19 protein-coding genes and 1 pseudogene are annotated in these 23,466 nt (G+C 60.2%); 13 read left to right on the forward strand and 7 right to left on the reverse strand.

Translation table 11 applies throughout. The features are described 5' to 3' along the window. Nucleotides 1-242: 242 nt before the first annotated feature. From CGA21_RS12620 to CGA21_RS12630, 3 genes are all read left to right on the forward strand, one after another. Complete coding sequence (locus CGA21_RS12620) at nt 243-2,036, forward strand: DUF1302 domain-containing protein (RefSeq protein WP_110746870.1); 1,794 nt, start codon at nt 243-245, stop codon at nt 2,034-2,036. 24 nt (nt 2,037-2,060) lie between these two features. Then, the gene (locus CGA21_RS12625; RefSeq protein ID WP_110746872.1) at nt 2,061-3,431 is read left to right on the forward strand and encodes a DUF1329 domain-containing protein; all 1,371 of its coding nucleotides are present in this window, start codon (nt 2,061-2,063) and stop codon (nt 3,429-3,431) included. A gap of 140 nt (nt 3,432-3,571) precedes the next feature. After that, nucleotides 3,572-6,127 (forward strand): LuxR C-terminal-related transcriptional regulator, encoded by a 2,556-nt coding sequence (locus tag CGA21_RS12630; RefSeq protein WP_110746873.1) that lies wholly within the window; start codon nt 3,572-3,574, stop codon nt 6,125-6,127. Between the two features lie 58 nt (nt 6,128-6,185). Here the strand turns inward: CGA21_RS12630 and CGA21_RS12635 are convergent, their stop codons facing one another. Further along, nucleotides 6,186-6,980 (reverse strand): IclR family transcriptional regulator, encoded by a 795-nt coding sequence (locus CGA21_RS12635; protein WP_110746875.1) that lies wholly within the window; start codon nt 6,978-6,980, stop codon nt 6,186-6,188. A gap of 165 nt (nt 6,981-7,145) precedes the next feature. Here CGA21_RS12635 and hmgA point away from each other — a divergent pair, with 165 nt between their 5' ends. From hmgA to maiA, 3 genes are read left to right on the forward strand one after another with little or no spacing between them, the layout of a single operon-like run. Continuing rightward, the gene (gene hmgA / locus CGA21_RS12640) at nt 7,146-8,450 is read left to right on the forward strand and encodes a homogentisate 1,2-dioxygenase (RefSeq protein ID WP_188264284.1); all 1,305 of its coding nucleotides are present in this window, start codon (nt 7,146-7,148) and stop codon (nt 8,448-8,450) included. 3 nt (nt 8,451-8,453) lie between these two features. Then, a complete protein-coding gene (fahA, locus tag CGA21_RS12645) occupies nt 8,454-9,758 on the forward strand; it encodes a fumarylacetoacetase (protein WP_188264285.1) in 1,305 nt (434 codons plus the stop codon). Nucleotides 9,759-9,770: 12 nt separating this feature from the next. Next, nucleotides 9,771-10,406, forward strand: a complete 636-nt coding sequence (gene maiA / locus CGA21_RS12650) for a maleylacetoacetate isomerase (RefSeq protein ID WP_188264286.1) — start codon at nt 9,771-9,773, stop codon at nt 10,404-10,406. A gap of 121 nt (nt 10,407-10,527) precedes the next feature. Here the strand turns inward: maiA and CGA21_RS12655 are convergent, their stop codons facing one another. Next, nucleotides 10,528-11,331, reverse strand: coding sequence for a SirB1 family protein (locus CGA21_RS12655; RefSeq protein ID WP_188264287.1), 804 nt, complete (start codon nt 11,329-11,331; stop codon nt 10,528-10,530). A gap of 183 nt (nt 11,332-11,514) precedes the next feature. On the opposite strand from CGA21_RS12655, the gene CGA21_RS12660 reads away from it, so the two are divergent. After that, entirely contained in the window at nt 11,515-12,534 is a 1,020-nt protein-coding gene (locus CGA21_RS12660; RefSeq protein ID WP_110746885.1) for a Glu/Leu/Phe/Val dehydrogenase family protein, read from the forward strand. A 162-nt stretch (nt 12,535-12,696) separates the two neighbouring features. On the opposite strand, the pseudogene CGA21_RS12665 reads toward CGA21_RS12660, so the two are convergent. Beyond that, nucleotides 12,697-12,936: pseudogene (locus tag CGA21_RS12665) on the reverse strand (YebG family protein); the annotation flags it as partial. A 292-nt stretch (nt 12,937-13,228) separates the two neighbouring features. On the opposite strand from CGA21_RS12665, the gene CGA21_RS12670 reads away from it, so the two are divergent. Continuing rightward, nucleotides 13,229-13,729 (forward strand): phosphate-starvation-inducible protein PsiE, encoded by a 501-nt coding sequence (locus CGA21_RS12670; protein WP_008054441.1) that lies wholly within the window; start codon nt 13,229-13,231, stop codon nt 13,727-13,729. On the opposite strand, the gene CGA21_RS12675 is transcribed toward CGA21_RS12670, so the two are convergent. Together CGA21_RS12675 and CGA21_RS12680 are read right to left on the reverse strand one after the other, a co-directional pair. Then, on the reverse strand, nt 13,726-14,043 hold the full coding sequence (locus CGA21_RS12675; protein ID WP_188264289.1) for a DUF3509 domain-containing protein: 318 nt from the start codon (nt 14,041-14,043) through the stop codon (nt 13,726-13,728). The two genes, CGA21_RS12670 and CGA21_RS12675, sit on opposite strands and share 4 nt — an antisense overlap. Before the next feature lie 313 nt (nt 14,044-14,356). Beyond that, nucleotides 14,357-15,733, reverse strand: coding sequence for an L-serine ammonia-lyase (locus CGA21_RS12680; protein WP_110746893.1), 1,377 nt, complete (start codon nt 15,731-15,733; stop codon nt 14,357-14,359). A 135-nt stretch (nt 15,734-15,868) separates the two neighbouring features. Here CGA21_RS12680 and CGA21_RS12685 point away from each other — a divergent pair, with 135 nt between their 5' ends. The 5 genes from CGA21_RS12685 (at nt 15,869) to CGA21_RS12705 (ending at nt 21,855) form a co-directional block, all read left to right on the forward strand. Continuing rightward, a complete protein-coding gene (locus CGA21_RS12685) occupies nt 15,869-16,816 on the forward strand; it encodes a LysR substrate-binding domain-containing protein (RefSeq protein ID WP_020796698.1) in 948 nt (315 codons plus the stop codon). 214 nt (nt 16,817-17,030) lie between these two features. Next, complete coding sequence (locus tag CGA21_RS12690) at nt 17,031-17,441, forward strand: HPF/RaiA family ribosome-associated protein (protein ID WP_008054445.1); 411 nt, start codon at nt 17,031-17,033, stop codon at nt 17,439-17,441. 234 nt (nt 17,442-17,675) lie between these two features. Then, complete coding sequence (locus tag CGA21_RS12695; protein ID WP_110746894.1) at nt 17,676-18,242, forward strand: RNA polymerase sigma factor; 567 nt, start codon at nt 17,676-17,678, stop codon at nt 18,240-18,242. Beyond that, nucleotides 18,239-19,228 (forward strand): FecR family protein, encoded by a 990-nt coding sequence (locus tag CGA21_RS12700; RefSeq protein WP_188264290.1) that lies wholly within the window; start codon nt 18,239-18,241, stop codon nt 19,226-19,228. Before CGA21_RS12695 ends, CGA21_RS12700 begins: the two co-directional genes overlap by 4 nt. A 200-nt stretch (nt 19,229-19,428) precedes the next feature. Further along, nucleotides 19,429-21,855, forward strand: coding sequence for a TonB-dependent siderophore receptor (locus tag CGA21_RS12705; protein ID WP_188264291.1), 2,427 nt, complete (start codon nt 19,429-19,431; stop codon nt 21,853-21,855). Nucleotides 21,856-21,935: 80 nt separating this feature from the next. On the opposite strand, the gene CGA21_RS12710 is transcribed toward CGA21_RS12705, so the two are convergent. Both CGA21_RS12710 and CGA21_RS12715 read right to left on the reverse strand, forming a co-directional pair. Further along, entirely contained in the window at nt 21,936-22,382 is a 447-nt protein-coding gene (locus CGA21_RS12710; RefSeq protein WP_110746899.1) for a hypothetical protein, read from the reverse strand. A gap of 148 nt (nt 22,383-22,530) precedes the next feature. After that, the gene (locus tag CGA21_RS12715) at nt 22,531-23,406 is read right to left on the reverse strand and encodes a helix-turn-helix transcriptional regulator (protein ID WP_188264292.1); all 876 of its coding nucleotides are present in this window, start codon (nt 23,404-23,406) and stop codon (nt 22,531-22,533) included. Nucleotides 23,407-23,466: the final 60 nt, after the last annotated feature.

Here is a 23,466-nt window from a genome sequence, read left to right on the forward strand (position 1 = left end):
GAAAAATAGCGATCAGGGAGATGCACCGTTACCGCTGGCGCAACAGTCCTGCCTGCCAGCAGCCTAGACCATATTTCCAAGTAATGCTGCCACATCCAGTGCATCTATGCCCCCGCCTGATCCCCCGTGCCATGCAGCCAGTCATCCTTTCGAGCGACACCACGAATACCTCCTTGGTGCGCTTATCGCTCCCGGCGTGCGGCAGTAGGGTGTGGCCTTCTGTCACTCACCGGGGAAGACGCATGACAAAAACAACAATGCGCGCCATCTTCACTCCGCAGGCGCTGGCCGCTGCGGTGGCCTTGGGCTGCTGTGCCCAGGCGCAGGCTCTGTCATTCAACATTGGCGAAATCGAGGGCACGTTCGACTCTTCGCTGTCGGTCGGTGCGAGCTGGGGCATGCGCGATGCCGATGATGCGCTGGTCGGTATCGTCAACGGTGGCAGCGGGCAGGCGTCGACCGGTGACGACGGGCGACAGAATTTCAAGAAGGGTGAAACCTTCTCGAAGATCTTCAAGGGCATTCACGACCTCGAGCTCAAGTACGGCGACACCGGTGTGTTCGTCCGGGGCAAGTACTGGTACGACTTCGAATTGAAGGACGAAGACCGGCCGTTCAAGCCGATCAGCGATCACAATCGTAAGGAAGGTTCCAAATCGTCCGGTGGGCAAATCCTCGATGCCTTCGTCTATCACAACTACTCCATCGCCGACTTGCCGGGCACGGTGCGCGCCGGTAAGCAGGTGGTCAGTTGGGGTGAAAGCACCTTCATCGGCAACTCGATCAACAGCATCAACCCGGTCGACGTGTCCGCTTTCCGCCGTCCCGGTGCCGAGATCAAGGAGGGGCTGATTCCGGTCAACATGCTGTTCGCCTCCCAGGGCCTGACCGACAAGTTGACGGTGGAAGGCTTCTATCAACTGGAATGGGACCAGACCGTCGTCGACAACTGCGGCACCTTCTTCGGCGTCGACGTGGTGGCCGATGGTTGCAACAAGGGCTACACCGTGGCCAGCCCGGCTATCGCGCCCTTGCAGCCGATTGCCGCCGCCTTTGGCCAGGGCTTCGAGGTGACCCGCGAAGGGGTTGTCGTTCCTCGAGGCCAGGACCGCGATGCCCGGGATTCCGGGCAGTGGGGCACGGCGTTGCGCTGGCTGGGGGACGACACCGAGTACGGTCTGTATTTCATGAACTATCACAGCCGCACGCCCAACGTCGGTACCACCACGGCCGGCCTGTCCACGCTGGCGAGCATCCCGGGCATCGTCGCGACCGCCAACCGTATCGCTCCCGGTAGCGGTTCGGGCCTGGCGCAAAGCGTGATGCTCGGTCGCGGCCAGTATTACCTCGAGTACCCGGAAGACATTCGCCTGTATGGCGCAAGCTTCTCCACCACCTTGCCCACCGGCACGGCCTGGACCGGCGAGATCAGCTATCGCCCCAACGCGCCGGTGCAGGTCAATACCAACGACCTGACCCTGGCGATGCTCAACCCGATCGCCGGTGGCGCCGCATCGCCGATTGCGACCTCGCCTGGTGCCGACAACAAAGGCTACCGTCGCAAGGAAGTGACCCAGGTCCAGAGCACCCTGACGCACTTTGTCGATCAGGTCGCAGGCGCGGATCGCCTGACCCTGGTGGGTGAAGCCGCGGTGGTGCACGTTGGTGGCCTGGAGTCGCGCCGCAAGTTGCGCTATGGCCGGGACTCGGTGTACGGGCAGTACGGTTTCGGCGGCGATACCGATGGTTTCGTGACCTCGACGTCATGGGGTTATCGCGCCCGCGCCATCCTCGATTACAACAACGTGATCGCCGGGATCAATTTCCGGCCCAACCTGTCGTGGTCCCACGACGTCGCCGGGTACGGCCCCAACGGGCTGTTCAACGAAGGTGCCAAGGCCGTCAGCCTCGGCGTCGATGCGGACTACCGCAACACCTATACCGCAAGCCTCAGTTACACCGACTTCTTCGGGGGTGACTACAACGTGCTCGAAGACCGCGATTTCGTGGCGTTGAGCTTTGGCGTGAACTTCTGACCTGGCTGAAAGAGGATGAATTCGATGCGCAAGATGATTCTGCAATTGGGCACTGCCCTGGCCCTGAGTCTGCTGGCCGTCAACGTGATGGCGGCAGTATCGGCTGAGGAAGCGAACAAACTCGGGACCAGCCTGACACCGCTGGGCGCGGAGAAGGCCGGTAATGCCGCTGGCTCGATTCCACCCTGGACCGGCGGCATTCCAAAAAATGCCGGTGCGGTGGACAGCAAAGGCTTCCTGGCCGATCCGTTCGCCAATGAAAAACCGTTGTTCATCATCACTGCGGCGACGGTCGAGCAGTACAAGGACAAGCTGTCCGATGGCCAGGTCGCCATGTTCAAGCGCTACCCCGAGACCTACCGGATCCCGGTCTATCCGAGCCATCGCACGGCAGCGCTGCCACCGCAAGTGTATGAAGCGGCCAAGCGCAGCGCCCTGAATGTGACACCGACCAATGACGGCAATGGCCTGGCCAATTTCACCGGAAATCGCTACTACGCCTTTCCGATTCCGAAGAACGGCGTCGAAGTGATCTGGAACCACATCACCCGTTATCACGGCGGTAACCTGCGTCGCACCATTACCCAGGCCACGCCCCAGTCCAACGGTGATTTCACCGTCATCCGCTTCAAGGACGAAGTGGCGGTGCCATCGCTGCTGGGTGACCTCAAGCCGGGCAGCGATGAAAACGTCCTCAACTATTTCAAGCAGGAAGTGACCGCGCCGGCCCGTCTGGCGGGCAACGTGCTGCTGGTTCACGAAACCCTCGACCAGGTTCAGGAACCGCGCAAGGCCTGGATCTATAACGCCGGCCAGCGCCGTGTTCGACGGGCGCCGCAAGTGGCCTACGACGGTGTGGGCACCTCTTCCGACGGTTTGCGCACCACCGACAACTTCGACATGTTTTCCGGCGCGCCGGATCGTTATGACTGGAAACTGATCGGCAAGAAAGAGATGTACATACCCTACAACAGCTACAAACTTGACTCGCCCGACCTCAAGTACACGGATGTGATCAAGGCCGGGCACATCAACCAGGACCTGACCCGTTATGAGTTGCATCGGGTCTGGGAGGTCGTTGCCACGGTCAAGCCCAATGAGCGGCATGTGTATGCCAAGCGTCACATGTACATCGACGAAGACACCTGGCAGGTGGCCCTGGCTGATCATTACGACGGTCGTGGCCAGCTCTGGCGGGTGGCCGAAGGACACGCGCAGTTCTACTACGATCATCAGGTCCCGGCCTATACCGTCGAAGCGCTGTACGACCTGATTGCCGGTCGCTACATCGCCTTGGGGATGAAGAATGAGGAGAAACGCAGCTTCGAATTCAACATAGCTGCCAAGGCTGGGGACTACACACCTGCGGCATTACGGAGTACAGGCGTGAGGTAAGTTTCCTACAGCAGTTACACAAAAAGGTGACCTCGCGGTCACCTTTTTTATAGGGTTCGATAAGTGTGTTGAATACTTCTTCAACAAGCGCTCAACAGAGGGCTAGGGTGGCGCCACAACAATAACAAAGGCTCACCACTATGACTGCCATGACGACGTGCCCGGACCGTCCTGGACTTTTGCCTCGATTGTCTGCTCATCACTTGTATCGCGGGCGTCTGGTCGAACCCTTGCTGGCCTCGACGGCGCGGGTGAAATTGCTCTGTGCTCCGGCCGGCAGTGGCAAGAGTGCGCTGCTCGTCGAGTGCATGCTGAACGCGCCGGCAGCGTGTCAGGTCGCCTGGCTGCCATTGGCGGGTGAAGCGATCAGTGTGGGTGGTTTTTGCCGGCGCCTGGCCCAGGCGCTGGGACTGGCAGCGACGGATGAGTCCGGATTGCTGGAGCACCTGGCTCGTTTAGAGAAAGCGACCTGGCTGTTTATCGATGATTATTGCCGGGTACCTCACCCGCAGCTGGACCTGCTGCTCGACCGGCTGCTGGCCGGCAGCAGTCCGATGGTGACCTGGTGGCTGAGCGGTCGGCGGCGTCCGCAATGCAATTGGCCACGGCTGCTGCTGGGTGATGAACTGTACGATGGCGAGCGATCTGCGCTGGCGTTCGATCAAGGTGAAATCGAAAAACTGTTGCATCACCTGGAGCCGGCCCAGGCCGCAAAAGGTGCCGAGAGGATTTTCCGGCGCAGTGGCGGCTGGTGCGCCGGGGTGCGGATTGCGTTGCTGCAAAAATGCGACTGGACACGTCAAGACGCCCTCAACGGTCGACCGGATACCCTGCACGACTACCTGGAGCATGAGCTCTTCGCCAGCCTGACACCCGAGCTCGCCGAGGCCTGGCGGGTGCTGGCGCTGTTGCCGCGGTTCAATGCCCGGCTCAGCGATCACCTGTTCGGCGCCGGCGAAGGCGCGCAATACCTGAGTGCGTTGCAGGAGCTGGGCTGTTTCATCGAACCCTGGCAAGACTCGACGGACTGGTTGCAGATTTTCGCTCCCCTGAGCCGGTTGATGCGCGATGAACCCTGGCCGGCCGGGCGCTTCTGGCATCGTCGTGCCTGTCAGTGGTTCGTCGCCGAACAGGACTGGAAGGCCGCGTTCGAACAGGCGTTGCTGGCGCAAGAATTCGAGGTTGCGGTCAGCCTGTTGCAGCATTTCAGTTTCGAGCAACTGTTCGAAGAGCAGACCGTGGTCCTGCTGCTGCGCCTGCACGAGCAACAAGGCGAGGAACTGATGTTCGGCTCGCCGCAACTGGTCGGGCTGATCACCGCTGCCTTGTTGTTTGCCGGTCGCTTCGAGCAGGCGGCCGAGTGCATCGAGCAACTGTCCCGATTCACGCCCCAGCCGTCGGCATCCCTTCAACGGCAATTGATCGCGCGTTGGCAGGCTCAACAAGGCTGGTTGTTGCATTTGCAAGGGCGCATGGACGCATCACAGGCACACTTTCACCAGGCGCTTGGCGAGCTTGACCTCGAATGTTGGCCGGTCCGGCTGATATGCCTGTCCGGCTTGACGCAACAGGCCTTGCTGCGGGGCGAACTCGACGTCGCACAGGCGCTTAATCGCGAAGCGTTGTGCCTGGCCCGGGCGCAAGGTTCACTGGTATTCGAAGGGTTGCTGGAGCTCGATCACGCCCAATTGCTCGAGCAGCGGGGCGCGGCCTGCAGGGCTGATGACCTGCTCGCCAACATGCACAGCCTGCTTTGCCAGCAGCGTGCGAACGCCGAACCCTTGTTGGGACGGATCGCCCTGCGTCGTGGCCGATTGAACTTGAGCCTGGGCCGGGCGCAACAGGCTGCCACATACTTCGAGAGCGGCCTGCAGATCTGCCTGCGCAGCCAGGACAAACGAGCGCTGTATGGTTTTCTGGGGCTGGCGCAACTGGCGGCCAATCGCCTGGATTACGCTCAGGCTTTCGACCTGCTGCGTGACGCCGAGCGGATGATGCAGCAACGGCGGATTCCCGAAACGGTGTATCGCAGTGTCTTGCTGCACACCAGTATCCAGTTCTGGCTGCAACAAGGGCGCGCGCCACTGGCTCATGAGGCCCTGATACGGGTGCTGCGCCATTATCAAGGCCCCTGCGCACGCCAGGCTCCACCGGCAACCCTGGAACTGATTGATGGCCTGGAGTATCTGCGTGTCCTGGCCGAGGTTTACCTGGGGCAGGCGCAGACCCCTCTGGAGCAGCTTGAAGCCCAGCTGCAACGGGCCAGGCAGCGGGGCATGCTGTCCCTGCAAGCGCAATTGCAACTGGCACTGGCAGAAGTCGCCTGGCTCAAAGGCGAACCGGATGTTGCCCGGCAATCACTGGCGCAAGGACTGGCATTGGTTGAACGGTGCAACCTGCAACAGGCCCTGCGCGATTTGCAGTTGCGTCAGCCACAGCTGCCGCAAGCCATTGGCCTGACCGAATCGCGCGATGAACACCAGGTGTCGGCAGCCGCCGATAACCCGCTGAGCCAGCGTGAAATACAGGTGCTGCGATTAGTGGCACATGGCAACTCCAATCAACAGATTGCCGATCTGCTGTTCATTTCCCTGCATACGGTCAAGACCCACGCGCGACGGATCAACGGCAAGTTGAATGTGGAGCGCAGGACGCAAGCCGTGGCCAAGGCGAAAGCATTGGGCATTGTGGATTGAAGCCCGTAGCGGGAGGTACACCGAGCCGGCTGCTGGCGAGCAAAAGATCGGGATGCCCCTAGCCGACGGCAGTGGTCGGTTCATACCCCATCCGCCAGCTCACGGCGCGTGTCGCTGCCAGCAAGCGCTGGGCCGCCGGGCCGTTTTCGTCGGCATGGAACAACGATGTCGGGCCGACAATGGTAATGACTGCCGCCACGTGGCCGACCGCGTTGAACACCGGCGCCGACAAGGCGTCGACGCCCGGCATCAGCAAACCGTGCACATGATGCAGGCCGCGCTCGCGGATCTGCCCACATAGCGTTTCATAGACGTGATCGTCGCTGAGGGTGTGAGGGCCGGCTGACAGCAGTTCCTGCTCACGCAATTCCACGGTTTCACGCTTGGGCAGGTACGCGCCAAACACCAGGCCCGTGGAGGAGCTGAGCAACGGCAACACCGATCCCAACTGCGTCACCACCGTTACGGCACGCACCGCCGGTTCGATATGCACCACGGTCGCGCCCTGGTTGCCCCACACCGCCACGAAGCAGGTTTCGTTCAAGTCGTCGCGCAACTCGGCCAACGGCAGGGCGGCGACTTTCAGCACGTCCATACTGTTGAGGGCCGCCAATCCGACGCGCAGGGCTTCGCGGCCCAGCCCGTAGTGATTGGTCGCCGCATTCTGTTCGGCAAAACCGCTGGCGATCAGCGCCTGCAAGTAGCGGTGAACCTTGCTCGCCGGCATTTGCACGTGCTCGGCCAGGCGCGAGAGCGAAGTGGAGGGCGACAACTCGGCCAGGGCCTTGAGGATGTCAGTACCCACCTCGGCCGAGCGGACTTTCTGTTTACCGTTGCTGTCTGGCTTTTCCATGGAGGCGTTGAGATCCCGGGACGAATGGGCGTCTTTATAGCTTGACGGTCAATCCCAATCAAATTACGTTAAGCGTAATTGAATTACGATAAAAATAACCCCGACGTGCCACGAACTCTGCAACAGAGCGACCGGCCACTGTCGACGCCCTGTTCAGGAGGCTCCATGAACTCCGATTCAACGACGCCAGCACTGGCCTATCAGTCAGGCTTTGGCAACGAATTTTGCAGTGAGGCATTGCCCGGCGCATTGCCTGTCGGTCAGAACTCCCCGCAAAAAGCGCCTTACGGCCTCTACACCGAGCTGTTCTCCGGTACCGCATTCACCATGGCTCGCAGTGAAGCGCGGCGTACGTGGATGTACCGCATCCAGCCTTCGGCCAACCACCCGGCATTCGTCAAACTCGATCGACAACTGGCCGGCGGCCCATTGGGTGAAGTGACACCCAATCGCCTGCGCTGGAACGCGTTGGACATTCCCGCCGAGCCAACCGATTTCATCGACGGCCTGGTGAGCATGGCGGCCAACTCTGGCGCGGAAAAACCGTCGGGGATCAGCATCTACCAGTACCGCGCCAACCGCTCCATGGAGCGCGTGTTCTTCAATGCCGACGGCGAAATGCTGCTGGTGCCGCAACAGGGCCGTCTGCGCATCGCCACCGAACTGGGCGTGCTGGAAGTGGAGCCGCTGGAAATTGCGGTATTACCTCGCGGGTTGAAATGGCGCATCGAACTACTCGACCCGCAAGCGCGCGGTTACATCGCCGAGAATCACGGTGCGCCGTTGCGCCTGCCGGACCTGGGGCCGATCGGCAGCAACGGCCTGGCGAATCCGCGTGACTTCCTGACGCCGGTGGCTTGCTACGAAAACCTTCAACAGCCCACGACACTGGTGCAGAAGTTCCTTGGCCAGTTGTGGGGTTGCGAGCTCGACCACTCACCGTTGAACGTGGTCGCCTGGCACGGTAACAACGTGCCTTATAAATATGACCTGCGCCGTTTCAACACCATCGGCTCGGTCAGCTTCGACCACCCGGACCCTTCGATCTTCACGGTGCTGACCTCGCCGACCAGCGTCCACGGCTTGGCCAACCTCGATTTCGTGATCTTTCCGCCACGCTGGATGGTCGCTGAGAAAACCTTCCGGCCACCGTGGTTCCACCGCAACCTGATGAACGAATTCATGGGCCTGATCCAGGGCGAATACGACGCCAAGGCCGAAGGTTTCGTGCCCGGCGGCGCTTCTCTGCACAGCTGCATGAGCGCTCATGGGCCAGATGGTGAGACCTGCACCAAAGCGATCAACGTCGACCTGAAACCTTCGAAAATCGACAACACCATGGCCTTCATGTTCGAGACCAGCCAAGTGCTGCGCCCGAGTAAGTTCGCCCTTGAATGCCCGCAACTGCAAGACAACTACGATGCCTGCTGGGCTACTTTCCCAGCCACTTTCGACCCGACCCGGAGATAACCCATGACGCAAACTTCCCTGACTCGCAGCTGGGTTGCTTCGGCCAACGGCCACGCGGATTTCCCGCTGCAAAACCTGCCGCTGGGCGTGTTCAGCGTGAAAGGTTCGGCGCCGCGCAGTGGCGTGGCCATCGGCGAGCATATCTTCGATCTGCAGGCGGCACTCGATGCCGATCTGTTCGATGGCGCTGCAAAAGCCGCGGTCGAAGCCACCCGTGGCGGTCAACTGAATGCGCTCTTCGAGCTAGGCCGTGAAGCGCGCGTGGCCCTGCGTGAACGTTTGATCGAAATGCTCAAGGAGGGGAGCTCCCTGCGCGGCAAGATCGAGGCCCAGGGCGCCAAACTGCTGCCACTGGCTGCCGATTGCCAGATGCATCTGCCCGCGAAAATCAACGATTACACCGACTTCTATGTCGGCATCGAGCACGCACAGAACGTTGGCAAACTGTTCCGTCCGGACAATCCGTTGCTGCCCAACTACAAGTACGTACCAATCGGCTATCACGGTCGCGCCTCGACCATTCGCCCGTCGGGCACCGACGTGCGCCGACCTAAAGGCCAGACCCTGCCGGCCGGCCAGGCCGAGCCGTCGTTCGGCCCCTGTGCACGCCTGGATTATGAGTTGGAGTTGGGGATCTGGATCGGCCCAGGCAACGACATGGGCGACTCCATCGCCATTGGTGACGCCGCTGACCACATCGCCGGTTTCTGCCTGCTCAATGACTGGTCGGCACGTGACATCCAGGCTTGGGAATACCAGCCGTTGGGGCCATTCCTGTCGAAGAGTTTCATCACCAGTATTTCTCCGTGGGTCGTGACGGCCGAAGCGCTGGAACCGTTCCGCCTCGCACAGCCGGCACGTCCGGAAGGCGATCCACAACCGCTGCCGTACCTGTTCGATAAACGCGATCAAGCCGCCGGCGCATTCGACATCGAACTGGAAGTCCTGCTGCTCACCGAAGCCATGCGCGAGCAGAACCTGCCGGCCCATCGCCTGACCCTGAGCAACTCGAAACACATGTACTGGACCGTGGCGCAAATGGTGGCGCATCACAGCGTCAATGGCTGCCAGTTGCAGGCCGGTGATCTGTTCGGTTCAGGCACCTTGTCCGGTCCTCAAAGCGGTCAGTTCGGCAGTCTGCTGGAGATCACCGAAGGCGGTAAGACGCCGATCGAACTGGCCTCGGGCGAAGTGCGTAAATTCCTCGAGGACGGCGACGAAATCATCCTGCGTGGCCGCTGCAGCCGCGAAGGGTTTGCGTCCATCGGTTTCGGCGAATGTCGCGGCAAAGTGCTGCCAGCGCGCTAAGGGGATCGGTTCATGGAACTCTATACCTACTACCGCTCCACTTCGTCCTATCGGGTGCGCATCGCGTTGGCGCTCAAGGGCCTGGATTACCAGGCGCTGCCAATCAACCTGATTGCGCCACCGGGTGGGGAGCATCGCCAGCCAGCGTACCTGGCCATCAATCCGCAAGGCCGCGTGCCGGCCTTGCGCACCGACGAAGGCGAGCTGCTGATTCAGTCGCCGGCGATCATCGAGTACCTGGAAGAGCGTTATCCACAGGTACCGCTATTGTCGAAGGATCTCGTTGCCCGCGCCCATGAGCGCGGCGTGGCAGCGCTGATCGGCTGTGATGTGCATCCGCTGCACAATGTCAGCGTACTCAATCGGCTGCGTCAGTTGGGCTTTGATGAACCGCAGGTTGTTGAGTGGATTGCGCACTGGATCAGCCAGGGGCTGGCGAACGTGGAGCAACTGATTGGTGATGAGGGTTACTGCTTTGGCTCCCAGCCCGGGTTGGCGGATGTGTACTTGATTCCACAGTTGTATGCCGCCGAGCGCTTCAACATTTCCCTTGAGGCTTATCCGCGAATCCGCCGGGTAGCGGCATTGGTGGCCAACCATCCGGCGTTCATCAAGGCACATCCGGCGAACCAGCCCGACACGCCTTGATGTGTCGCATATACCCGTAATTGGATGGACTCGCCCGCGACACACCGCAGCGCCTGGTTGCCCTTAGGAGCGAGGCTTGCCCGCGAAAAACGATGACGCGGTGCGATAGATACACCAGGGTTCAGTGGACGATGGAATTAGGCGGCAAATGCCCAAGTCGCTCGGTCAGGCGAATCCGCTGGATCGGATCGTCGCTGAGCAGCAGTGCATGTTCCAGGTCGAAGCGCTCGGCATTCGGGCAGTCCAGCCGTTGGTACAGGCTGGCCCTGGCCAGATAGTCGGAAGCGTTGGCGTTGCCCAGTTCCAGCACGCGTTCGGCGTCGATCAAGGCGCCAATGTAATTGTCATGGGAGAGATGCAGCTGGCGCAGATTGCGTGACAGGCGTTGAAGCATTTGCGCGGGTGTGGCCGTGACCAGGTGCTCAGCGTTAAGTTGCATGTTCGGGCCATACTGGCGATGCAGCAGCTCCCGGCAATCGTTGGGATAAAGGCGCCGGCCGCCGCAGGGGTCGAGCAGATGGTCGGCACCTGGCACCCGCAGCAGGAAATGCCCCGGGAAATTGACGCCGACCAACGGAATCTCCAGGCCTCTGGCCAGTTCGAGGGCTATCATCGCCAAGGCTAATGGCTGCCCGCGGCGACGCTCCAGGACCTTATCGAGCAATGCCACTTGCGGGCGCAAGGGGGCGAAGTCATCCTGGGCGAACCCCAACTCGACCATGCGCCTGAGCAGCGGTTGCGCCAACTCGCTCACTGGCAGCATTGGCAAGCTGCCACTGACGCGCAGTTGCAGTTCCTTGAAGTGCGCCAACACTGTTTCGGGGTTCACCTGATTGTCATGTTCGACGGCAATCCACAGCGCCGCCTCGAACAGCGCAGGCGGTGATCGTTGCAGGCAGGCGAAAAACGATTGGCGCGGCGTCATGAAAATCTCCGGGCTATGCCTCGTTTTAGACCGGTCTTTGCCATTCGTCCAGTACCGCACAGGGAGCCGTTTCGGTTATTTCCTAAAGCTAGCATGGCACCTTTGCTTATGCCGGTGCGCTTCTGCAATTTTTGTGCGCAAGCCTATACTGGCGACTACAAGAAGTGATTCGGGAGCCTTACGATGTTCGCTCTCATGCAAAGCACTCGCCTTGAATCGCTGCATCTGAGCGTCGACCCGGCCACCGGGTTGAAGGCGGTGATTGCCATTCATAACAGCCGTTTGGGGCCTGCTCTGGGCGGTTGCCGTTATCTTGCCTATCCCAGCGACGAGTCTGCAGTCGAGGATGCGGTGCGCCTTGCCCAAGGCATGAGCTACAAGGCGGCCTTGGCCGGCCTGGCCCAGGGCGGCGGCGTGGCGGTGATCATTCGCCCCGTTCACGTGGCCGATCGCGCTGCGCTGTTCGAAGCCTTCGGGCGCTGTATCAATCAGCTCGACGGGCGCTACATCACCGCCATCGACAGCGGTACCTCAGTGGCGGACATGGATTGCATCGCCCAGCAGACGCAACACGTCACCAGCACCACATCGGCGGGCGACCCCGCGCCGCATGCGGCGATGGGTGTGTTTGCCGGTATACGCGCCACTGCGATGGCACGGTTGGGCAGCGATAACCTTGAAGGCTTGCGCGTAGCCATCCAGGGTCTGGGCAACGTCGGTTTTTCCCTGGCAGAGCAGTTGCACGCCGCTGGCGCCGAGCTGCTGGTCAGCGACATCGACCACGGCAAGGTACAACTGGCGATGGAGCAACTCGGCGCGCACCCGATTGCCAACGACGCATTGCTAAGCACACCTTGCGACATTCTCGCGCCGTGCGGTCTGGGCGGGGTGCTGAACAGCCACAGCGTGACGCAACTACGCTGCTCGGCAGTGGCCGGTTCGGCGAACAATCAACTGACCCATCTGGACGTCGCCGATCAGCTGGAAAGGCGGGGCATCCTGTATGCGCCCGACTACGTGATCAATGCCGGCGGATTGATCTATGTTTCGCTCAAGCATCGTGGTGAAGACTTGGGGACCATCACCGCGCACCTGTCGAAAATCAGCTCGCGGCTCACCGAAGTCTTCGCACACGCCCAAGCGGAAAAACGCTCTCCGGCTCGAGTGGCAGACGAGTTGGCGGAGAAAGTGCTGTATCGATAAAAAGATCAAAAGATCGCAGCCTGTGGCAGCTCTTACGGGGGCTGCCTACTTTGGGGTTTTCGCGGCTTTGGCAGGCTTCGTCGGGGCCACCGGCTCAGCGATTGCCTCTTCAACAGGCACTGCTTCTTTAACCGGCTCTACGACCTGCGCTGGCGCTGTGAGCAGTTCGGACAAGGCGTCCGGCTGGCTCTTGAACGCCTTGGCGAACACGTCGCGGTTTTTCGCCATGTAGATCCCGACTTCTTCAACTTGCTGTTCGGTCAAGGACGGAACAGCTTTCTGCAACACGTCAGCCAGCAACTCGGCCAGCTCGAGCATTTTGTCATGACGATCGGCTTCGGCTTTATCCATGAACAAGCGCTCCAGATCTCGGCTGCTGCGGTATACCACTTCGACGGCCATTCACCACCTCACATGCCTTCAAATTTATTAGTCTGATTCGACTACTGTATCTATATACAGCAAAGGATAAGCGAATCTCTCGGATTTGGGTAGTGGCTTTTTAATGTAGGTCGGTTTCGGGATTTGTCAGGCGTCGGGTATTGGTAGCTGGGTAAAGATAGCTGCGACCAAACGTCACGGAGCAGAATCCAAGGCGTCTCGCCATCATGGTCGTGGCCTTGTTTCTGCATGCAGAACAACCGTCACGTCCAACCTGCATTATCCGGTCGAGTCGACCTAAGGAAGCATCATCGTGAAAATCAACTGGGCCGAAAAGCTGCGGCAGAACGTGCATGAACTGGCCGAGTCACTGGGCAACCTGTTCGTCGAAACTTTCCACTACCTGGCGCTGTTTGCCATTGGTGCGGTGACCGCGTGGGCTGCGGTGATGGAGTTTCTCGGGATGCTCGAGCAGGGGCATATCAAGATCGACGACATCCTGCTGCTGTTCATCTACCTGGAACTGGGAGCGATGGTCGGGATTTACTTCAAGACCAATCACATGCCGGTGCGTTTCCTGATCTACGTGGCGATCACGGCGCTCACGCGGCTGCTGATTTCAAACGTGTCCCATCACAATCCACCCGACCTGGGGATCATCTACCTGTGCGGTGGGATCCTGTTGCTGGCGTTTGCGATCCTGGTGGTGCGCTACGCCTCCTCGCAATTTCCTTCAGTGAAGATCGAGCATCCGCACCGTAAGACAGGTGCGGGCTCGGGCGAACATCCTGAAGTGGAGAAGGGCGAGCTTTAAAGCCTGATGGCCGGGCGCGGGCGATTTTTTATCGAGGGTGGCGGCAGGCTGTGCGTGCCGCCATCGGTCATGGCTTCGAGAATCGCCACCGCACTGTGCCCCTGTTCGATGGCGATGCCGAACTGGATGCTTTGCACCAGACGCTTGAGCCGTTGTGGATCGTTGCGTTGCTCGGCACTGATTATGCGCTTTGCGACTACGCGGCCATTGTTGGACAGGGTCAGCATGATGCTGCCATCAAGACCCTGAATGCTCAGGTTGATCTGATAGTCCGCTGCAAAAGCATCGGTAATGAGCTGGAAAGGGTTGTCCATGATGCGTCACCGCTTGATTGAACGTGCAGTTGTTGACCGGCCGTGATCGGGTTGGTTCGCAACACCGGACCATCGGCCATTCTCTCGTCAATATCGCCATCAATGTTCCAAACGGGATGTAGCAAAGGGCATGCCGGAAACTTTGTCAGGCAGCAAACACCATCTGTAGGAGCGAGCCTGCTCGCGATGGTCGCCAACGATGACGATGGCAGTCTGAATGCCAGCGGTGTCCGGACATCCATCGCGAGCAGGCTCGCTCCTATAGGGGGCTGCCCGTTTCAGGGCAATTTGCGCCTGCATGCCACCAAACCGGTCAGCACTCTACCCAGTTCACCGCCAGGCCGCCTCGGGATGTCTCCTTGTATTTGTCGTGCATGTCGGCACCGGTGTCGCGCATGGTGCGGATCACCCGGTCCAGGGAGATGAAGTGTTTGCCGTCGCCACGCAGGGCCATTTGCGTGGCGTTGATTGCCTTTACGGCAGCAATTGCGTTGCGTTCGATACACGGCACTTGCACCAGCCCGCCGACCGGGTCGCAGGTCAGGCCGAGGTTGTGTTCAAGGCCGATCTCGGCGGCGTTTTCCAATTGCTCCGGCGTGGCGCCGAGGACTTCTGCCAGGCCGGCGGCGGCCATGGCGCAGGCAGAGCCGACCTCGCCCTGACAACCGACTTCGGCACCAGAGATCGAGGCGTTTTTCTTGCACAGGATGCCGACGGCGGCGGCGCCCAAAAAGAACGCCACGACGTCATCGTCCGACGCGTCGGGGTTGAATTTCATGTAGTAGTGCAGCACCGCCGGAATGATCCCCGCTGCACCGTTGGTCGGTGCTGTCACCATGCGACCGCCGGCGGCGTTTTCTTCGTTCACGGCGAGGGCGAAAAGGTTCACCCATTCCATGGCCGACAGGGTCGACGTGATGACGTTCGGCTTGCCGATTTCCAACAGGCTGCGGTGCAATTTCGCCGCACGTCGCGGCACGTTCAGGCCACCGGGGAGGATGCCTTCGTGCTCCAGCCCCTGCTCGACGCATTCGCGCATCACCGACCAGATATGCAGCAAGCCCTGGCGTATTTCTTCGTCACTGCGCCAGGCCCGTTCGTTGGCCATCATCAACTCGCTGACACGCAGACCGTGCTGGTTGCAGAGCTTGAGCAGCTCGACGGCACTGGAAAAGTCGTAGGGCAAAACCACGTCGCGGGTAGGGGAGAGCCCGGACTCGGCTTCTGCGGCCTCGATGATGAACCCACCACCGACCGAGTAGTACGTCTGTTCGAACAGTTCGCCGGTTTCGCCGAAGGCGGTCAGGGACATGGCGTTGGGGTGGTAGGGCAAGCTCTCGTCGAGCAGCAGCAGATCGCGCGACCAGTCGAAGGCAATGCTCACCTGGCCTGCCAGCAACAACTCGCCGGTTTCACGCAGGGTATGGATCCGGCTGTCGATGGTGGAGGGGTCGATACGGTCAGGCCATTCGCCCATCAAGCCCATGACGCAAGCTCGGTCGGTGGCATGACCGACACCGGTCGCCGACAGGGAGCCGTACAAGCGGATTTCCACTCGCCGTACGTCAGTCACTGAACCCTGGTCTACCAGCGCCTGGGCGAAGGTCGCGGCAGCACGCATGGGGCCGACCGTATGGGAGCTGGACGGACCGATGCCAACTTTGAAGAGATCGAAAACACTGATAGCCATGCTAAAGCCTATTCCTGCAATGGAAGATGAATCGCTGCCATTTTTGTAGGACAAGCGCACTTTCAGCGATACTGCCTCTCTCGGTCCGACGTGACCAACGAAACTTCCTAAGACAGCCTTTAGCAGGACTAAACAATGAGCCGCCAATTACACGCCCAGACTTACGTCTGGCTACAGGTGTTTTCCTGTGCCGCGCGGCACCTGTCGTTCACCCGTTGCGCTGAAGAACTGCACATCACGCCGGGGGCGGTCAGCCAGCAGATCCGACAGCTGGAGGAGCGCCTTGGTTTTCGACTGTTTCACCGGCGTGCCCGGGGCGTAGAGCTGAGCGCCGAAGGCCAGCGACTGGCCATTACGGTCAACGAGGCCTACGGCAGCATCGATGCCGAACTGCGCCGGCTGGACGCGGGGATGATCAGCGGCACACTGCGGGTGCGTTCGATCCCTTCTTTCCTGAGCAAATGGCTTACGCCGCGCCTGCCACGCTTGCAGCAGCGCTTCCCGGACATCCAGCTACGCCTGGTCGCCGAAGACAGCAGCGTACCGTTGCACGAAGGCGATTTCGACCTGGCCATCGATCTGAATGACGGCAGCTACCCCGGATTGTTATCCACAGCCTTGCTCGATGAGCAGATTTTCCCGGTGTGTGCCCCGGGCCTGTTACGCGGGCGTCCGCCGTTGCATGGCCCAGCGGACCTGCTGCATTTTCCGTTGCTGCATGACATTACTGCCTGGCGCGGCAGCTATGAATACGCGGAATGGGAGTTCTATCTCGATGCCATCGGCTTTGAAGGTGCCGACGTGCGGCGCGGGCATACTTTCAATCGCAATCACCTGACCATCGAAGCGGCCATCGCCGGGATGGGCGTGGCGATTGCACGGCGTACGCTGCTCAATGACGAGCTGGAGCGGGGCGCATTGATCGTACCGTTCGGCCTGGCGGTGCCCAATCACAAGCGCTACATGGTGCTCTACGCGCCGGGGGCGCTGAGCCATCCGGGCGTGCGGGCGGTACATGACTGGCTGGTGGAGGAGGCGGCGATTTTTCGCGGCCTGCACCCGCTGGGGGAGCGGCAGATGTGAGCAATTATTTCGTAGGAGAGTGGCGACCCAACTCCCGACCTTAACAGCGCTTTTGCCGGTTGTCCGGCTTTTTTTGCGATTAGATATTTATCTTTTTTTAGGGGTTGAATTGTTCATCGTACAGACCGATTGTGTAAGTAAGAGGTCACGGTGATGACGCCCAAGGGCTTAGCTGACCGGCCTCTCGCGAGCTAGCTGAAATAAGGGATGAACTATGCAAATCCAAGTCAATAGCGATAACCATATTCAAAGCAGCATCCGACTGGAGGAGTGGGTACGAACCACCATTGAGAGCACGCTCGAACGTTATGAGGAGGACCTGACCCGCGTCGAGGTTCACCTGCGGGACGAGAACGGCGACAAGCCGGGTCCCCATGATTTGCGCTGCCAGCTGGAAGCGCGGCCAAAAGGCCACCAACCGATTTCTGTCACCCATAAAGCCGCCAGCCTGGAACTGGCGATCGACGGAGCTGCCGAGAAACTCGAACACGCCCTTGAACACCTGTTCGGCAAACTGCGCGGCAAACCACGCGCTGCCGTGGTGCCCTTCGAGCGCCGGCCTCACGCCGACAAGCTGCTGGAAGAAGAGTTTCTTGAAAACGAACAGGCTGCGCAAAACGCTTGATGCCTGATTGACCCTCCCAATGAAAACGGGCCTGCAATGCAGGCCCGTTTAGTTTTGTGGTCAAAGGATCCAGCGAACCGTCGCACTCGGCGAGTTGGGCGCTCTGATATTTGCTATTCAGGTTCATTCATCTAGTTTTGCGTATGAGAATATTTATCATTAGTATTGCGCCTCGCTGATCACACACCCGGTTGTGGGCCAGCCCGATTGCCGCTATGGCGCAGTATTGAATCGATGACTACTCCCGAATCTCCCGAGATCGAGCACCGCGAACCACGCGGCGACCGTGCGCATTTTCTCCAGGTATTTCTCTCCCAGCGTGCGCAAATGGAAGCGTTGGTGAGCCGTCGCGTGGGTTGTCGAGCGACGGCGGCGGACCTGGTGCAAGACTTGTTCGTACGGTTTTGGCGACGCCCCTTGGTGCAAGTTGAAGAACTCAGCACCTATCTGCTGCGCAGCGCCAGCAACATCGCCATCGACCACTTGCGCAGCGAAGGCACGCGGGTGCGGGCCAACGAAGGTTTGATGGCCGAATCGGCGCACTGTATGGGCGGCGAGCCGCAAGCGGCACTGGAGGCAGGCAACGATCTGCGCCACGTCGAAGCAGCGTTACGCGCGTTACCGGAACGCACGCGGCAGATCTTTTTGCTCAACCGCATCCATGGTCGCAAGTACGCCGAGATCGCCAAGGCCATGGGCCTGTCCCAGAGTGCCGTGGAAAAACATATGATGCGCGCGCTCGAGGCCTGCAAGGCCAGCCTGCGCGAGTCCGAGCCGCGTACGCCAGGGAATGCACAGTGAACAGCATCGAACGCGTCATGCCGACGCCCGCTCAGGAACAGCAAGCGCTGGCCTGGTTAAGTCTGTTGCATGACCAGCCTAGCAGCGGTGACCAAGCCACCTTCAGTCAATGGTTGCAGGCCGACCCCGCGCATGCGCAGGCTTATGCCCGTGCGCAAGTGTTGTGGGAGTTGAGTGAAGTGCCGGCGCGCAGGTTCGCCGATGAGGACGCGCTGGCCTTGCAGGGGTACCTCAACGCGATGAATCGCTCACGCCGCAGCAGCGTGCGGCGCTGGTCGGGCGCGCTGGCCATGGCGGCTTGCCTGCTGCTGATGATCGGCCTCGGCGGCGGTTTGCAGCCGTTGCGCTGGGTCGACGACCTGGGTGCCGATTACGTCTCGGCGCCGGGGGAGATCCGCACCGTCACCCTGGCCGATCAATCGCAGGTCACCCTTGACGCCGACAGTGCGATTGCCGTGGATTTCAGGGGCGGTGAGCGGCATGTGCAAGTGCGCCGCGGTGCCGGATTTTTCCGCGTGACCCATACCGGCGAGCCGTTTGTGGTCGACGCCGAGAAGGGCCAGGCGCGGGTACTCGGCACCCAGTTCGAAGTGCGACTGCAACCTCATGGGGCGCAGGTGACGGTGTTGTCTGGCCGGGTTGGCGTGACGGCAGACAAGAACGCGCATCAGCAAGTCCTGACGGCCGGCCAGCAAGTGGCCTACGGCAGAGGCTCCGCGGAACAACTGCACGTGGTGGACAGTGAAGCTCAGCTGGCATGGCGCCAGGGATGGCTCACCTACTACAAGGCGCCGCTGGCTGATGTGGTCGAGGATTTGCGCCGTTATTACCCGGGGAGGATCGTGGTGCTCAATGATGAATTGGCGCAGCGGCAGATCAGCGGCAGCTTTGCGAGCAAGGACCCACAAGCGGTGTTGAGTTCATTGCGGGGGGTGTTGGGGTTTGAGCAACACCAGGTTCTGGGGCACCTGATTATTTTGCGCTGAGACGATTGGCCCCTTCGCGAGCAGGAGAACGCATTCCAAGTGTGGGAGCGAGCCTGCTCGCGAAGGGGCCAATCTGACACCACACCTTCTTGGAATAATTATTTTCAACTTTCTGCTGAGGTAAAACCGAATGCCATCCGTGTAGTGACTGAAACTGCGATTCATTCGCATCCGTTGCGGTTCTACACAGGTCATGAGTCATGAAGTCCAGGGCAATACCGGGTTCGGTCAAACAATGGTTGGGTGTGTCTGCGTTGAGCTTCGCGGCATTGGCGCTGCTGCCGCTGAACGAGGCGATGGCCGCGCAGGCCGGCGCCCCGCAAAGCACGCTGTTCAGCTTTTCGATGGTCGCCAAACCACTGCCCCAGGCCTTGAGCGACTTCAGCCGCATCACCGGTATCAGCGTGGTCTATACCGATGAAGCGCCTTACGGCCTCACTGCCCCGGCGCTCAACGGGCAGTTGAGTGCAGAACAGGCCCTGCAGCGGTTGCTCGGCGGTTGCGGCTTGACCTCGCGGCGCATCGATGGCCACACCATGGTCCTGGAACCGCTACCGACCGAGGGCGCGTTGAATCTGGGCGCTACCACCATCACCTCGGTGATGGACCCGTCCACAAGTTACCAGCCGCCACCCACCAGCTCGGTGATGCGTTCCTCGACGCCGCTTCAGGAAATTCCCCAGACGGTCAACGTCGTCCCGGCCCAGGTCATTCGCGACCAGGATCCGCGTAACCTGGATGACGCGCTGGCGAACGTCAGCGGCATCACCCAGGGCAACACGCTGGGCAGCACCCAGGATTCGGTGATGACCCGCGGTTTCGGCGACAACCGCAACGGTTCGATCATGCGTGACGGCATGCCGGTGGTGCAGGGGCGGGGCTTGAACGCGACAGTGGACCGGGTCGAAGTGCTCAAGGGCCCGGCCTCGCTGCTCTATGGTATCCAGGATCCCGGCGGCGTGGTCAACATGGTCAGCAAGCAGCCGGAGCTTGATCCCTACAATGCCCTGACCCTGCGTGGTTCGACTTATGGCGAGGGCAAGAACGGCAGCGGCGGCACCTTTGACAGCACGGGCGCGCTGGGTGAGTCCGGGTTGGCCTACCGTCTGGTGTTGGACCACGAAGACGAGGATTACTGGCGCAACTACGGGGTGCATCGCGAGACGCTGGTGGCGCCGTCGCTGGCCTGGTTTGGTGAAAGCACCCAACTGACGTTCGCCTATGAACACCGGGAGTTCCTGACCCCGTTCGACCGTGGCACGGTGATCGATCCGCGTGACAATCATCCGCTGGACATCCCCCGTGATCGCCGGCTCGACGAACCGTTCAACAACATGGAAGGGCGCTCCGACCTGTATCACTTCCAGGCCGATCACGACCTCAACAACGACTGGAAAGCCCATTTCGGCTACAGCTGGAATCGTGAGACCTATGACGCCAGCCAGGTGCGTGTGACCGCCATCGATACCCGCAACGGCACGCTCTCACGCAGCATGGACGGCACGCAGAACGCTATGAGTACGGACCGTTTCACGACTGCGAGCCTCGAAGGCAAGATCGACGTAGCCGGCATGCAACATGACCTGGTGCTCGGGGTCGATGACGAATACCGCAAGATCTACCGCGCCGACCTGATCCGTCAGAAAAGCCTGACAACCTTCAGCTACCTCGACCCGGTATACGGCCGCGAAGTCCCCGGCACCACAGTCAGCCCGGCCGACAGTGCGCAGACCGATATCCTGCGTAGCGATTCGGTGTATTTGCAGGACTCGATCCACCTCACAGACCAATGGATCCTGGTGGCTGGCGGACGTTTCCAGGAGTACGACCAGTACGCCGGCAAAGGCGTGCCGTTCAAGGCCAACACCGACAGCAATGGGCAAAAATGGGTGCCGCGCGCCGGCCTGGTCTACCGCTATACCAATGAACTGTCCTTCTATGGCAGCTACACCGAATCGTTCAAACCCAACTCGACCATTGCCCCACTGAGCGGCAGCAGCACCGTGCTCGACGGCAGCATCGCGCCGGAAGAAGCCAAGTCGTGGGAAGTGGGGGCCAGGCTGGAAATGCCGGGCCGCGTAACGGGCAACCTTGCATTGTTCGACATCAAGAAGCGCAACGTCCTGGTGGCTAACGCCGAAGGCCCGGTGACCCTCTACAGTGCGGCCGGTGAAGTGCGTTCCCGTGGCCTGGAAGTGGACTTGAGCGGCCAGCTCAGCGACCGCTGGAGCATGATCGGCAGTTATGCCTACACCGATGCCGAAGTGACGCAGGACCCGGTCTACAAAGGTAAACAGCTGCAGAACGTCGCGAAGAATAGTGGCTCACTGTCGGCGGTCTATGACTTCGGCACGATTGTCGGTGGCGATCAGCTGCGGGTTGGCGCTGGAGCACGCTATGTCGGCGAACGAGCGGGCAATGCCGTGAATGATTTCGACCTGCCGAGCTACACCGTCGCCGACGCGTTCGCCACCTATGACACCCAACTCGATGGGCAGCGGGTCAAGTTTCAACTCAACGTGAAAAACCTGTTTGACCGCACGTACTACACCTCGGCGGCGAGCCGGTTCTTTGTGTCGATGGGGGATTCGCGGCAGGTGACGTTGTCGAGCACCTTGGAGTTTTGACGAGGGGGCGGTGTTTTGTTCCTGAAGCAAACCGTCCTTGTCGTGCTGCTGGCAAGGACGGTGAGGTGGGCGGGGAAGCGTTATTTACTATTGAGTTTGATTTGCCCTGTGGACCAATCCAGCGGTCCGTTGACGCCGAGTTTCAGGTTGAGCTTAAAGTCAATTTCTTTAATGCTTCCATCATCAGATAACTTTATGGAAATCCGGCCAATCTTGTCGTGGACGAAAGAATAAACGTCGTGAGAACCATTGTGTTGTCTTGCCAAAAACTGCATTTGGTTTATGACGCGCAGAGAATCTTCGCTCTCATCAAACTCCTTTTGGAGTTTAAGTGTCAGTCCGTAGGACTGGTCGTCGTTGGTGGCGAAAATTTCAAACAGGGAGGTATCCTGCCGGGTGTAGACATTCGTAAAAGAGAAGTCTTTACCGTAGCTTGCAACGTTGATCGTTGCGGAGCCTTCGGATTTAGCTCCGTCGAATTCGCTGTTGAGGGTGGTCGCTTCAGTGTTACAGGTTGTTTTGGACATGATATAAAACTCCTTGGTGAGAGAGGAGTATTACTTGTCCGAGTGTTGAGTGGATACTGTCAGAAATACCAGGGTTTCGTTATGTTTGCTGTATTTCGAAATAAACAGGATTGATTTTTGAATCGAAAGTAATCGAACTTTCCCTTATTTATCGTAAAAACGCCTGCCGATATTCTCCCGGCGTTCCACCTAGCGCCTGCCTGAAACGATTGGTGAAATGACTGGCACTGGAAAATCCGCACGCTATTGCAATCTCCCCCAATGGCTGCAAGGTAGTGCGCAGCAAATCCCGCGCCCGGTTGAGGCGCCGCGCCAGTACATACTGGTGGGGTGGCAAGCCGAAACTCTCACGGAACATCCGCGCAAAGTGATATTCCGACAGCGCGCACAATCCCGCCAACTGCCCCAGGCTGATGGCTTCGGCCAATTGACTGTCGATGAACGCCACAAGGTGCCGTCGCTGATGCGCGGCCAGGCCACCCTTGAGGCGCAAGTCGGGACGCACGCTGACCTGGCTGAGCAGGGCGTGGGCGAGCATTTCATGGGCCAGGCTGCTGGTGAGCAGACGTTCTCCCGGTTCGTCCCAGTTGAGGCTGATCAAGTGCCGAAAGCGCAACGCCTGTTGTGGGTCATCCAGAAAAGTTTGCTCACGCAACTGCAGTTGCCGTGGCTCGCGATCGAGCAGGGTGACGCAGCCGAGGGCAAATTGTTCGGGGCTGAAATACAGGTGTGCCAGGCGAATGTCGCCATTGATCACCCAGCCTGACTGATGGTCGGCCGGCAGGATGCACAGCTTGTCCGGACCGCCCTTGGTGCCGGGCTGGTCCCGCCGGAAGGTCCCGGTACCGCCAGCGATGTAGCAGGACAGCGTATGGTGGCTCGGCGCTTCGTAGTCCTGGGCATCGTGATGGTTGTTCCACAAGGCTGCTGCCAATCCGTCACCGAGCTCGGCGCTGTGCTCCAGGCGAGCATTGGGCGAGCGGTTGAGGGCTTGAAACACTTGCAGGGATTCCAGTGCGGGCATGATCGTTTCTCTCCAACGCCTTGCATCCTACTCCGTAGGCCTTCGCCTGCCAGCCCGTCG

It is taken from the genome of Pseudomonas sp. PSB11 (assembly GCF_014596605.1).
In the GTDB taxonomy this organism is placed as follows: Bacteria; Pseudomonadota; Gammaproteobacteria; order Pseudomonadales; family Pseudomonadaceae; genus Aquipseudomonas; species Aquipseudomonas umsongensis.

What these genes read in the sequence shown, in the direction of transcription:
- CGA21_RS12630 (WP_110746873.1), top strand. Translation starts at nt 3,572, where the DNA reads ATGACTGCCATGACGACGTGCCCGGACCGTCCTGGACTTTTGCCTCGA.
- CGA21_RS12660 (WP_110746885.1), top strand. Translation starts at nt 11,515, where the DNA reads ATGTTCGCTCTCATGCAAAGCACTCGCCTTGAATCGCTGCATCTGAGC.
- CGA21_RS12625 (WP_110746872.1), top strand. Translation starts at nt 2,061, where the DNA reads ATGCGCAAGATGATTCTGCAATTGGGCACTGCCCTGGCCCTGAGTCTG.
- CGA21_RS12655 (WP_188264287.1), bottom strand. Translation starts at nt 11,331, where the DNA reads ATGACGCCGCGCCAATCGTTTTTCGCCTGCCTGCAACGATCACCGCCT.
- CGA21_RS12710 (WP_110746899.1), bottom strand. Translation starts at nt 22,382, where the DNA reads ATGTCCAAAACAACCTGTAACACTGAAGCGACCACCCTCAACAGCGAA.
- fahA (WP_188264285.1), top strand. Translation starts at nt 8,454, where the DNA reads ATGACGCAAACTTCCCTGACTCGCAGCTGGGTTGCTTCGGCCAACGGC.
- CGA21_RS12685 (WP_020796698.1), top strand. Translation starts at nt 15,869, where the DNA reads ATGAGCCGCCAATTACACGCCCAGACTTACGTCTGGCTACAGGTGTTT.
- CGA21_RS12675 (WP_188264289.1), bottom strand. Translation starts at nt 14,043, where the DNA reads ATGGACAACCCTTTCCAGCTCATTACCGATGCTTTTGCAGCGGACTAT.
- CGA21_RS12695 (WP_110746894.1), top strand. Translation starts at nt 17,676, where the DNA reads ATGACTACTCCCGAATCTCCCGAGATCGAGCACCGCGAACCACGCGGC.
- CGA21_RS12635 (WP_110746875.1), bottom strand. Translation starts at nt 6,980, where the DNA reads ATGGAAAAGCCAGACAGCAACGGTAAACAGAAAGTCCGCTCGGCCGAG.
- CGA21_RS12690 (WP_008054445.1), top strand. Translation starts at nt 17,031, where the DNA reads ATGCAAATCCAAGTCAATAGCGATAACCATATTCAAAGCAGCATCCGA.
- CGA21_RS12705 (WP_188264291.1), top strand. Translation starts at nt 19,429, where the DNA reads ATGAAGTCCAGGGCAATACCGGGTTCGGTCAAACAATGGTTGGGTGTG.
- CGA21_RS12715 (WP_188264292.1), bottom strand. Translation starts at nt 23,406, where the DNA reads ATGCCCGCACTGGAATCCCTGCAAGTGTTTCAAGCCCTCAACCGCTCG.
- hmgA (WP_188264284.1), top strand. Translation starts at nt 7,146, where the DNA reads ATGAACTCCGATTCAACGACGCCAGCACTGGCCTATCAGTCAGGCTTT.
- CGA21_RS12620 (WP_110746870.1), top strand. Translation starts at nt 243, where the DNA reads ATGACAAAAACAACAATGCGCGCCATCTTCACTCCGCAGGCGCTGGCC.
- CGA21_RS12680 (WP_110746893.1), bottom strand. Translation starts at nt 15,733, where the DNA reads ATGGCTATCAGTGTTTTCGATCTCTTCAAAGTTGGCATCGGTCCGTCC.
- maiA (WP_188264286.1), top strand. Translation starts at nt 9,771, where the DNA reads ATGGAACTCTATACCTACTACCGCTCCACTTCGTCCTATCGGGTGCGC.